Source organism: Candidatus Nanopelagicales bacterium, from assembly GCA_030700225.1.
Taxonomy (GTDB): domain Bacteria; phylum Actinomycetota; class Actinomycetes; order S36-B12.
Genome location: JAUYJT010000075.1, coordinates 1 through 11,232 on the forward strand (window position 1 = coordinate 1; position 11,232 = coordinate 11,232).

At 64.8% G+C, this 11,232-nt stretch carries 12 protein-coding genes; 8 read left to right on the forward strand and 4 right to left on the reverse strand.

Annotated features, from left to right (window positions below; genetic code table 11):
- From Q8P38_11935 to Q8P38_11960, 6 genes are all read left to right on the forward strand, one after another.
- Nucleotides 1-1,078 (forward strand): lyase family protein (locus Q8P38_11935; GenBank protein MDP4015308.1); only part of this gene is annotated, 1,078 nt, incomplete at its 5' end.
- Between the two features lie 10 nt (nucleotides 1,079-1,088).
- The gene (locus tag Q8P38_11940) at nucleotides 1,089-1,979 is read left to right on the forward strand and encodes a phosphoribosylaminoimidazolesuccinocarboxamide synthase (GenBank protein MDP4015309.1); all 891 of its coding nucleotides are present in this window, start codon (nucleotides 1,089-1,091) and stop codon (nucleotides 1,977-1,979) included.
- A 40-nt stretch (nucleotides 1,980-2,019) separates the two neighbouring features.
- Nucleotides 2,020-2,274, forward strand: a complete 255-nt coding sequence (purS, locus tag Q8P38_11945; GenBank protein ID MDP4015310.1) for a phosphoribosylformylglycinamidine synthase subunit PurS — start codon at nucleotides 2,020-2,022, stop codon at nucleotides 2,272-2,274.
- Nucleotides 2,271-2,951, forward strand: a complete 681-nt coding sequence (gene purQ / locus Q8P38_11950) for a phosphoribosylformylglycinamidine synthase subunit PurQ (protein ID MDP4015311.1) — start codon at nucleotides 2,271-2,273, stop codon at nucleotides 2,949-2,951. The genes purS and purQ overlap by 4 nt, the downstream gene beginning before the upstream one ends.
- On the forward strand, nucleotides 2,951-5,242 hold the full coding sequence (gene purL, locus Q8P38_11955) for a phosphoribosylformylglycinamidine synthase subunit PurL (GenBank protein MDP4015312.1): 2,292 nt from the start codon (nucleotides 2,951-2,953) through the stop codon (nucleotides 5,240-5,242). The genes purQ and purL overlap by 1 nt, the downstream gene beginning before the upstream one ends.
- Nucleotides 5,182-6,153, forward strand: coding sequence for a cation diffusion facilitator family transporter (locus tag Q8P38_11960; protein ID MDP4015313.1), 972 nt, complete (start codon nucleotides 5,182-5,184; stop codon nucleotides 6,151-6,153). The genes purL and Q8P38_11960 overlap by 61 nt, the downstream gene beginning before the upstream one ends.
- A 221-nt stretch (nucleotides 6,154-6,374) precedes the next feature.
- On the opposite strand, the gene Q8P38_11965 is transcribed toward Q8P38_11960, so the two are convergent.
- Complete coding sequence (locus Q8P38_11965; GenBank protein MDP4015314.1) at nucleotides 6,375-6,755, reverse strand: SHOCT domain-containing protein; 381 nt, start codon at nucleotides 6,753-6,755, stop codon at nucleotides 6,375-6,377.
- Between the two features lie 267 nt (nucleotides 6,756-7,022).
- Between Q8P38_11965 and purF the strand changes: the two genes are divergently transcribed.
- Both purF and purM read left to right on the forward strand, forming a co-directional pair.
- Entirely contained in the window at nucleotides 7,023-8,570 is a 1,548-nt protein-coding gene (gene purF / locus Q8P38_11970) for an amidophosphoribosyltransferase (GenBank protein MDP4015315.1), read from the forward strand.
- Nucleotides 8,567-9,667 (forward strand): phosphoribosylformylglycinamidine cyclo-ligase, encoded by a 1,101-nt coding sequence (gene purM / locus Q8P38_11975; GenBank protein MDP4015316.1) that lies wholly within the window; start codon nucleotides 8,567-8,569, stop codon nucleotides 9,665-9,667. The genes purF and purM overlap by 4 nt, the downstream gene beginning before the upstream one ends.
- Nucleotides 9,668-9,677: 10 nt before the next feature.
- Here purM and Q8P38_11980 read toward each other — a convergent pair whose 3' ends face one another.
- From Q8P38_11980 to Q8P38_11990, 3 genes are all read right to left on the reverse strand, one after another.
- The gene (locus tag Q8P38_11980; GenBank protein ID MDP4015317.1) at nucleotides 9,678-9,938 is read right to left on the reverse strand and encodes a DUF3073 domain-containing protein; all 261 of its coding nucleotides are present in this window, start codon (nucleotides 9,936-9,938) and stop codon (nucleotides 9,678-9,680) included.
- Between the two features lie 126 nt (nucleotides 9,939-10,064).
- A complete protein-coding gene (locus tag Q8P38_11985) occupies nucleotides 10,065-10,706 on the reverse strand; it encodes a DUF1566 domain-containing protein (protein MDP4015318.1) in 642 nt (213 codons plus the stop codon).
- A 214-nt stretch (nucleotides 10,707-10,920) separates the two neighbouring features.
- Nucleotides 10,921-11,232 (reverse strand): DUF1566 domain-containing protein (locus Q8P38_11990; GenBank protein ID MDP4015319.1); only part of this gene is annotated, 312 nt, incomplete at its 5' end.

Sequence of the window (11,232 nt, forward strand, 5' to 3'; positions counted from 1 at the left end):
ACTGCTGCTCGTCCGGTCGAAGGCCGTCGCGGTCCTGGCGCGTCTTTGCGGTCTGGCGACGCGGTTCCAGGACGAAGCGATGGCCGGGCGTTCCCACAATGTCGCTGCCCAGATGACTACATTGGGCAAGCGCTTCGCCAGCGCCGCCGAGGAACTGCTCATCGCGTTCGACAGGCTTGAGGATCTGATTGGCCGCTACCCGCTCAGGGGGATCAAGGGGCCGATGGGCACCGCCCAGGACCAGCTCCAGCTGCTCGACGGCGATGCGGACAAGCTGGAGATCCTCGAACAGCAGGTCGCCGCATATCTGGGGTTCACACGCGTTCTCGACAGCGTCGGACAGGTCTACCCCCGCTCCCTTGACGCCGACGTCGTGTCCGCCCTGGCCCAGCTCGCCGCCGGCCCGTCGTCGCTCGCCACGACGATCCGACTGATGGCCGGGCTTGATCTCGTGTCCGAGGGGTTCGGGCCCGAGCAGGTCGGATCATCGGCGATGCCGCACAAGATGAACTCCCGCTCGTGCGAACGAGTCAACGGATTCATGGTTCTGCTGCGCGGATACGCGGCGATGGCCAATGACCTGGCGGGCTCTCAATGGAACGAGGGCGACGTGTCGTGTTCGGTCGTGCGGCGCGTCGCGCTGCCAGACTCCTTCTTCGCCCTTGACGGCTTGATGGAGACTTTCCTGACGATCCTCGATGAATTCGGGGCGTTCCCGGAGGTGATCCGGGCCGAGCGCGAACGGTACTTGCCGTTCCTGGCTACGACCCGGGTTCTGATCGCCGCTGTCCGGCGCGGAGTCGGCCGGGAAGTCGCGCATGAAGCGATCCGGGAACACGCGGTCGCCGTGGCGCTGCTCATGCGCCAAGACGGGAATGCGGACAACGATCTGTTGGAGCGTCTCGCCAATGACCCGCGACTCGGTCTGGACCTTGACGAGCTGACAGACCTGGTGGCCGAGCCGCTCGAGTTCACCGGCGCGGCCAAGGTTCAGGTGGGCCGGGTCTGCGAGCGTGTAACGGTGATCGCCGAGCACTTCCCGGGCGATGCCGCGTACCAGCCAGCGGCGATCCTGTAGGGGCGTGGGCATGACAACCGCATCGCAGCTCGGGTTGCCTGACGGGTACGCGCATCTGTACTCCGGCAAGGTCCGCGACTTGTTCAGCACGCCCGACGGACAGCTTCTGATGGTCGCCAGCGACCGGATCTCGGCGTTTGATTTCGTGCTTCCGACGCCGATTCCGGACAAGGGTCGGATCCTGACTGCCATGAGCTTGTGGTGGTTTGAGCGGCTGGCTGACTTGGTGCCGAATCACGTCATCAGCGCATCGGTTCCGCAGTCCGTGGCCGGCCGGGCGTTGATCTGCGCTCGGTTGGATATGTTCGCCGTGGAGTGCGTCGTGCGCGGGTACCTCACCGGCTCCGGGCTTGCCGACTACCGCGCAACCGGCGGCGTGTGCGGGCTTGTGTTGCCGACTGGCTTGACGGATGGATCCCGGCTTCCCGAGCCGTTGTTCACGCCGTCCACGAAAGCCGCGATCGGGGATCACGACGAGAACATCGACTTCGACGCGGTCGTGGGCGCGATCGGGGAGGGCGACGCCGCTGAGCTGAAGCGGATCTCGATCGCCGTGTATTCTCGCGCCGAGGCCATCGCCCGTGACCGGGGGATCATCCTGGCCGATACCAAGTTCGAGTTCGGTCGGCGGGCTTCCGACGGCCGCATCGTGTTGGCCGACGAAGTGCTGACACCTGACTCATCGAGGTTCTGGTCCGCGGCCGATTGGCGTCCAGGCGGACCTCAGCCGTCGTTCGACAAGCAGTATGTGCGCGACTGGCTCACCTCGCCAGAATCAGGCTGGGACCGGGATTCGGGTGAGCCGCCGCCGCCGCTGCCCCAGGATGTCGTCGAGCGGACACGCGCCAAGTACGTAGAGGCCTACGAGCGGCTGACAGGAATGGCCTGGGACCGCAGTTAGACTCGCAACGTCAACCGCCAGCTGATCCCAGGGAGATGTTGTGTCCCGCGTTGTAGTGGACGTAATGGTCAAGCCGGAGATCCTCGATCCCCAGGGACGGGCGGTTCAAGGTGCTCTGGTCAGGCTGGGGTTGGAGGGCGTCACGGACGTGCGCCAGGGCAAGCGTTTCGAGATCGTTCTAGATGGCGACCTTGATCCTGCTCGCCTCGATCAAGTGCGGCATCTGGCCGAGAACCTGCTCGCCAATCCCGTGATCGAGGACTACGACCTGCGGGTCGAGGAGGGCAGCTCGTGAGCGTCCGAGTTGGCGTCATCACGTTTCCTGGCTCGCTCGATGATGAGGACGCTGCCCGGGCTGTGCGGCTCGCTGGCCACGAAGCTGTTGGGCTTTGGCACGCGGACGCGGACCTGCGAGATGTAGACGCCGTCGTAGTTCCCGGCGGTTTCTCGTACGGGGACTACTTGCGGTGCGGGGCCATCGCTCGCTTCGCGCCGATCATGGCTGAGGTCGTCGCCCGAGCCGAATCCGGCCTGCCGGTCCTGGGAATCTGCAACGGGTTTCAGATCCTGTGCGAATCGCACTTGCTGCCCGGGGCGCTGACCCGAAACGAGTCCCGCCACTTCCTGTGCCGCGACCAAGATCTGCGGGTTGAGAACGTCGATACCGCATGGACCCGGAGCTTCACGTCTGGATCCGTCATCACTGTCCCACTGAAGAGCGGCGAGGGCCGGTTCGTCGCGGACCCCAAGACGCTGGAACAGCTTGAGGGCGAGGGCCGCGTCGTCGTCCGCTACGTGGGCGGCAACCCGAATGGTTCGTTCAACGACATCGCCGGTATCCGCAACGCAGGGGGCAACGTCGTCGGCCTCATGCCCCATCCGGAGCACGCCGTCGACCCGCTGACAGGCCCCGGTATCGACGGCCTGGGTTTCTTCACGTCGATGTCCGCGGTTCTTGGGATCACGCCGTGATGCTCGACACCGTCTCGGCGGCCGCTGCGGATCCGGGCGCCGAGCAACCGTACAGGGAACTCGGTTTGGCGAAGGACGAGTACGAGCGCATCCTTCAGATCCTGGGCCGCCGGCCAACGTCCAGCGAACTAGCCATGTACTCGGTCATGTGGAGTGAGCATTGCTCCTACAAGTCGTCGAAGGTCCATCTGCGCCAGTTCGGCGAGAAGCTGCCGGATGGCGAGGCGATGCTCGTCGGGATGGGCGAGAACGCCGGCGTGGTCGACATCGGTGACGGATGGGCCGTCACGTTCAAGGTCGAGAGTCACAATCACCCTTCATTCGTCGAGCCATACCAAGGGGCGGCCACGGGGATCGGCGGCATCGTGCGGGACATCATCTCGATGGGTGCCCGCCCGTTGGCCGTGATGGACTCCCTGCGATTCGGGGCGGCCGAGCATGCGGACACAGCTCGCGTGCTCCCCGGCATCGTCGCCGGAGTCGGCGGCTACGGGAACTGTCTGGGATTGCCCAACATCGGTGGCGAGATCGTCTTCGATCCGTGCTATCAGGGCAATCCACTGGTCAACGCCTTGTGTGTCGGAGCCATGCGGCACGAGCACATCCACCTGGCCAGCGCGTCGGGCGTCGGGAACCTGGTCGTGCTCTACGGCGCCCGAACCGGCGGCGACGGCATCGGCGGGGTGTCGGTGCTGGCCAGCGAGACATTCGACGAGCAGCATTCGTCGAAGCGGCCCAGCGTCCAGGTCGGCGACCCGTTCATGGAGAAGCTCCTGATCGAATGCACTCTCGAAGTGCTGCGGGCCGGGCTCGTTGAGGGGATTCAGGACCTGGGCGGAGCGGGCATCTCTTGCGCCACCAGCGAATTGGCTAGCAACGGCGAAGGCGGCATGCACGTCTGGCTCGACCGGGTGCTGCTGCGCGATGACACGTTGTCGCCAGAAGAAATCCTGATGAGCGAATCTCAGGAGCGGATGTGCGCGGTGGTGCGTCCCGACCGGATCGACAAGTTCATGACCATCTGCGGCAAGTGGGATGTCGAGGCCACCGTCATCGGCGAGGTCACTGGAACTGGCCGACTCACGGTGGACTGGCACGGCCAACGTGTGGTGGACGTTCCACCCAAGACGGTCGCGCACGAGGGTCCGACGTACGACAGGCCTTGTGTGCGGCCCGACTACATGGATGCGCTCGTTGCCGACGCGCCTGACCGGCTGGCGCGGCCTGAAGATGCCGCGGGGATCCGCGAAGACGTGCTGCGCTTGGTCGCCTCGCCGAGCCTGGCTGGAGCAGGCTGGGTGACCGATCAGTACGACCGTTACGTTCGCGGCAATACTGTGCTGGCTCAGCCCGAGGATTCGGGAATGGTCCGCGTGGACGAGCGAACGGGCCGGGGCGTCGCGATCTCGACGGACTGCAACAGCCGTTTCGCGAAGCTCGACCCGTACTCAGGCGCGCAGTTGGCTCTCGCTGAGTCGTACCGGAACGTCGCCGCGACGGGCGCGGTGCCGCTGGCCGTCACGAACTGCCTTAACTTCGGATCTCCGGAGGATCCCGGCGTGATGTGGCAGTTCGCCGAGGCGGTGCGCGGGTTGGCGGATGGCTGTCTTGAGCTTGGGATCCCGGTGACCGGCGGCAACGTGTCGTTCTACAACTCAACCGGGGACGCCGCGATCCACCCGACGCCCCTGGTGGGGGTGCTCGGCGTTATCGACGATGTCGGCCGCAGGACGCCGACGGCTTGGGGGCCCGACGGCGAACTGATCTACCTGCTCGGTGCGACTCGCGACGAGTTCGCCGGGTCCGGGTGGGCGCACGTCGTCCACGATCATCTGGGCGGGCGGCCTCCGGTTGTCGACCTCGAAGCCGAGCGGGTTCTGGCCCAGATTCTCGTGGCTGGCAGCCGCGACGGAATGCTGACGGCCGCACATGATGTTTCCGACGGCGGCGTGGCGCAGGCTCTGGTTGAGATGGCCCTGCGCGCTGGCGTTGGCGCCCGAACGTGGGTGCCGGAAGGATCCGACGCGTTCGTCCACCTGTTCTCCGAATCCGCCGCCCGGGCTGTTGTCGTGGTGGCCCGGAGCGAGGAAGTGCGGTTCACGGGGATGTGCGAAGCGCGCGGCTTCCCCGCCACGCGCATTGGCGTCGTTGACTCCGGCCTGGGCGAGGACAGGGGTTGCGCTGGCGAGCAAGTGCTGACGGTTGACCGGGTCTTCGGGGAATGTGTCGCATGGCCGCTGGCCGAGCTGAAGCTGGCTCACGAATCCACGTTGCCAAGGCTGTTCGGCTAGGGCTCATGGAGCCGGATAGCGCCAGCGCGGCGATGCGCAACAGGGGTCGGCTGACCGTAGTTCTCGGACTTGGCATCTCGGTCGTCATCGTCCAACTCGTCGGCGCCTGGTTCTCGTCATCCCTGGCCCTGGTGGCGGACGCGGTTCACATGTTCGCGGACGTCTTTGGCATCCTCCTGGCCCTGGCCGCAGTGACGGCGGCTGCCCGCCCGACCAAGCCCCGGCACACCTTCGGGCTATACCGCCTCGAGATCCTGGCGGCTGTGGTCAACGGCCTGCTTCTGTTCGGCCTGGCCATATTCATCTTCAAGGAGGCGGTTGAACGGTGGTTCAACCCGGTGGAGGTCGTCCCCGGGTTCATGATCGCGGCTGCCTGCTACGGGGTGGCGGCCAATGTGACCGGGCTGGTGCTGCTGCGCAAGGGATCCGAGACGAGCCTGACCATCAAGGGCGCCTATCTGGAGGTTCTGTCAGACACGCTCGGTTCTCTGGGAGTTGTAGTCGCGGGTGTCGTGGTGCTCCTGACGGGATACGAGCGGATCGACTCGATCATGTCCGTCGGCATCGCGCTGTTCATGGTGCCGCGCACCGTTCTGCTACTGAAGAGGGCCTTGAGCGTCCTGCTTGAGAGCGCCCCGCCCGGACTTGACCTTGATGAGGTCCGTCGTCACCTCATCGAAGTCGACGGGGTCATCGACGTGCATGATGTTCACGCCTGGACAATCACCAGCGGGATGGCATGCCTGTCAGCTCACGTAGTCGTGGATCCGGGTGACCAAGGGGTTCGTTCGCGGGGCGATGTCCTAGAGCGGGTGACCGATTGCGCGCGAGAGTGCTTCGACATCAGGCACACGACGTTCCAGCTCGAGTCAGCTCAGTACGCCGCAGCCGAGGAGAAGCAGCACAACTGAGCCGCGTTTCGTCGGATAGGACGAACTCGGCGGTGGTTCCATGCGCACGGCGTCTTCGCTCACGCGCGGCGCCTTCGCTCACGCTCGATGGTGCAGATCCTCTGATGATCTTGCTTGTTAGCGATCTTCCCTTCCTGGGCGATCGTCGACCCCCATGATCAACAGGGGCTTCGCATCATCCGCCCGGCTTGAGCCCCAGTCTTCGGAAGCGGAACTTCGGCCTAGGACAGTGCCTTCCGCTTCAGCTGCTCGAACTCGTCGTCGCTGATGATCCCCTGATCATGGAGCTGCTTAGCCTTGGCTATCTGGCCAGCCGGGTCGCCTGTGGCCGCGACGCCGCGGATGTACTCGTCCTGTGCTTGCTTCAGGGTCGTTGCCTCGGCCGCCGCTCGCTCCTGCATGCCCGATCCGCGCGCGATCAAGTAGATCAAGGCTGACAGGAACGGGAGAATGAACAGGAAGACGATCCACACCGCCTTCCACCATCCCGAGAGCTTATGGTCGCGGAACAGGTCCAGGAGGATGAAGAACAGCACCATCAAGTAGGCGATAAGGCAGAAGATCCAGATCGTCGTAAGCAGCAGGTCCCCGAACGTCTCCATGGGCGGCATCCCTTCAGGTCATCGCCAGAGTCCAGTACTGGCGCGATGAACTTCGCTTCTTTCGACACGATAGCGGCCAGGTCGCACCGGGTGTCTGACTGGACTTAGCGGCCGCTAACGACAAACGCGACCGTTAGGCAAGGAAACACTCGTTGCAACGGGCGCGTCTGTACCCAAACATTCGCGTTTGTCGGGAACGGCCGCTAACTCCAGGGGGGCGATGCCGGGGAGTATGGGCTGACGGGCCGTAGCCCCTAGACTTGTTCGGTGGCGTGCGGAGACGGATTGCTCAATCATGACCTTCTGCCGGGCGAGCACTGCGCACAGGACGAGTGCGGGGTCTTCGGTGTCTGGGCGCCGGGCGAAGCCGTAGCCGAGCTCACATACTTTGGCTTGTACGCCCTCCAGCACCGCGGCCAAGAGTCCGCCGGAATGGCCGTCAGTGACGGTTCGCACGTCGTGGTCTACAAGGACATGGGGCTGGTCTCTCAGGTGTTCAACGAGTCATCGCTCGGCTCGCTGCACGGGCACCTGGCCATCGGGCACTGCAGGTACTCGACCACGGGTGCCAGCGTGTGGGAGAACGCCCAGCCCACGTTTCGGCCCACGTCGGCAGGCAGCCTCGCGCTGGCGCACAACGGGAACCTGACGAACATAGACGAGCTGACCGAGCGCGCGAGGATGCGATCGGCCGAATCCGGGGAGCTTCCCCTAGGAACGGCCTTGTCCACTTCGGACACAGATGTGGTGGCAGCTCTGTTCGCATCACACCCAGGGTCAGACTTGGAAATCTCGGCCCTGGCGGAGCTGCCGCAGCTTCGCGGGGCCTTCTCGTTCGTGTTTATGGACGAACACACTCTCTTCGCTGCCAGGGACGCTCACGGGATCAGGCCCTTGGTACTGGGGCGTCTGGAGCGGGGCTGGGCCGTCGCCAGTGAGAGCGCCGCGTTGGACATCGTGGGCGCTGAGTTCGTGCGTGAGATCGAGCCCGGCGAGATGGTGGCGATCGACGCCGGAGGGGTGAGGTCGACGCGATTCGCGGTTGCGACGCCCCACGGTTGCTTGTTCGAGTACGTCTATTTGGCGCGTCCGGACACGACGATCAGCGGGCGCAGCGTCGAAGCGGTACGGACCGGGGTCGGCCGACGGCTGGCGCTGGAGCACGCCGTGGACGCTGATCTGGTCATTCCGGTACCCGAATCCGGAAGATACGCGGCCATCGGATACGCGCAGGCCTCTGGCATCCCTTTCGGAGAGGGCCTGGTGAAGAACGCCTACGTTGGGCGCACGTTCATTCAGCCGTCACAGGCCATCAGACAGCTGGGTATCCGACTGAAGCTCAACCCGCTCCGCAAAGTGATCTCTGGCAGGCGCCTTGTCGTGGTGGACGACTCGATCGTGCGGGGAAACACTCAACGGGCACTAGTGCGCATGTTGCGGGAAGCCGGAGCCGCGCAGGTTCACGTCCGGATCTCCAGCCCCCCGGTCGTGTGGCCGTGCTTCTACGGCATCGACTTCGCGACGCGGGACGAACTCATCGCCAATGGGCGGACAGTTGATCAGATCCGTGAATCGATCGGCGCGGACTCGCTTGCATACGTGTCGCTCGATCAGTTGGTCGACGCGACCAAGATCCCCGCTGATCGATTGTGCATGGCATGTTTCGACGGGCAGTACCCGGTGGCACTGCCAAAGACGCACGTCGCTGGACGGGACCTGCTGGAGGGATGGCTGGCAGACGCCGCCCAGGAGTCGGGCGATGGTCTGGCTGGCGGCAGGACTCCAGACCCCACAGTGCCGGTTGGTTCGCGATGACGTTGCCAGTAACGCCGAGTACCTATCAGGAGTCGGGCGTGGACGTGGCTGCCGGAGAGCTGGCTGTCGAGCTGATGCGCGGGTCGGTGGCACGGACTTCGCGGCCAGAAGTTGTCGGAGGGATTGGTGGCTTCGCGGGGCTGTTCGACGCTTCCGCGTTGCGTGAGTATCGTCGCCCGCTTCTGGCCAGCGCCACGGACGGTGTTGGCACAAAGGTGGCCGTCGCGCAGGCGATGGACAAGCACGACACGATCGGCCGGGACCTCGTGGCGATGGTCGTTGACGATCTGGTCGTGTGTGGCGCCGAGCCGTTGTTCCTGACCGACTACATCGCCTGCGGCCGCGTGGTTCCGGAGCGGATCGCCGCGATCGTTTCGGGGATCGCCGACGGTTGCGTGGAGGCCGGATGCACTCTGATCGGCGGCGAAACGGCCGAGCATCCCGGGCTACTCGGACCCGATGACTATGACGTGGCTGGCGCCGGGACGGGGGTCATAGAAGCCGACCGCCTGCTGGGTCCGGATCGGGTACGCGAAGGCGACGCGCTGGTGGCGATGGCCTCTTCAGGGCTGCATTCCAACGGGTACTCACTCGCCAGGGCAGTGCTGCTGGGGCCCGACGGCCCCGGACTGAACCGCGTGCTGCCCGAGTTTGGCCGCACTGTCGGGGAGGAGCTGCTGGAGCCGACGAAGATCTACGCGAAGGCCTGCCTTGGCTTGGCGGACGAGCTTGAGGTGCATGCCTACGCGCACATCACAGGTGGAGGACTGGCCGCGAACCTGGCGCGAGTGATTCCAACCGGACTCCGCGCCGATGTGGACCGCGGATGCTGGAGCGTGCCAGCGGTAGTCGGTGTGATCGGTGAGGTCGGGCGCATCAGCGGTGAGGACTTGGAAGTCGCGTTCAACATGGGCGTCGGGATGGTGGCGGTAGTACCAGCGGAGAACGTGGGAGAGTCCCAGGCTTTCCTGGCCAAAGCCGGAATCCGCAACTGGGTGCTAGGTCATGTCTCGCGTGACACTTCTACGCCGGAGGCCGGAGCCGGGGAGGCCGCCGGAATCCAGCTAACCGTCGCGATGCACGGCGACTACCGCTGAGCGGGTCGACTCAGCCGGGTTCCTCCGCGCTTTCGTAATCGACGTGGGGCCCGTCGTCGGACGGTCCAGCCGACTCCTCCGCGTCGTCGCGACCAGTCAGTTCGGCCTCCAAACGCTGGAGGTCTGTGTCTGGTCCGCTGTACTTAAGCCTGCGAGCGACTTTCGTCTGCTTGGCCTTCGCTCGGCCGCGCCCCATAGGCTCGACCCCCTCGCCGGTGTCCTGGACGGATGGGTTCTTATGGCCCCAATTCCCGTCTGCGTCGTGGCTCACTGTACCTGCTCGCCGCCCGTGACTGCGAGTACGCGGCGTGCCTCACCAATATTGAGCGCGTGACCTCCTGTTGGGGGAAGAGCCGAAACGACCCACGGATGCGTCAGGAGAGCCCTAGTTGACTAGTTAGAAAGCCCGGACCGGCCGCACGCGGAGGGGGATGAGCTTGTATCTGGAGTCCTGGACGCCATCGTCGAAGGACTGGTACCACGCGTGGTCCAAATCGAACACCGACGAGGACCAGTAGATGACACCGGCGAACCCGCCAACAGCGGCTTTCTGTATGTACAACTGATTCAGTTCATCCATGGACGGAAGGAACCAGTCACTCTTCTCGCCACCCGCGTAGTTCTTCGCCGCCCACGCCGCCGGGGCCTTCTCCGGTGTGTCACACGCATCATCACTGGTGATCGCGGTCGTGTTCGCCTCCCCCGTACCAATACCCGTACGAGTCGCAATACTGGTAGACGCGCACTTACCGGTCCCCTTCTTACCGGTCCCCCACGCCAACCGCTCGTCCGGGTCGCCGGCGTGGCCGTACCAGCCGCTTGGTGCGGCCTCGAAACACCGCGAACCCGCTGGACGACTCATGTCCTGGTAGAAAATCGTCCCTCCACCCGGGCCGGGTTCGCCCACTACACACGCTGGGGCCGATGTGGTGGGCGTCGTGGCGACGTCGCGTGCTGGTTCGGTCTGGCTGGAGCACGCGGCCAGTACGAGAGCGATGCTGGCGGCGAGTGCCCCGATTCCTGATAGCTTCAATCGCATACCGGCAGTGTCTCAGCGGTCGCTCTGTGACGCAATCCTTCGGCGTGCCTCAGCTTCTTTGAGCGCGCGGCCTCCTGTGGGGGTCGGCGTGTCGCCTTCAACCTGTCAGTAAGGGCGCCCACGGAAACGACCGGCGAGCCAAGAAGTTCGCGGCCGCCCTACGGGCGAACCGCGAAACCGAGGAACGAAGAACAAGTGATGAATGGTTGAATCGCTAGAAAGCCCGGACCGGCCGCACACGGTTGGAGAAGTCCTTGATGTCGGTGAGCTGGTCGCCATAGACGAAGTCCTGGAACCTCGCGTCGAACGCACGCTTCTGCGACGAGGACCAGTAGTCGTCATCGTCGAACACCCCAACAGTGTCTTTCCGATAGTACAACGCTTCCAGTTCATCCTTGGACGGTAGGAACCAGTCATTCTTCCCGCCACCGGCGTGGTTCTTCGCCGCCCACGCCGCCGGAGCCTTCTCCGGTGTGTCACACGCGGTATTACTGGTTATCGCGGTCGTGTTCGCCTCCCCCGTACC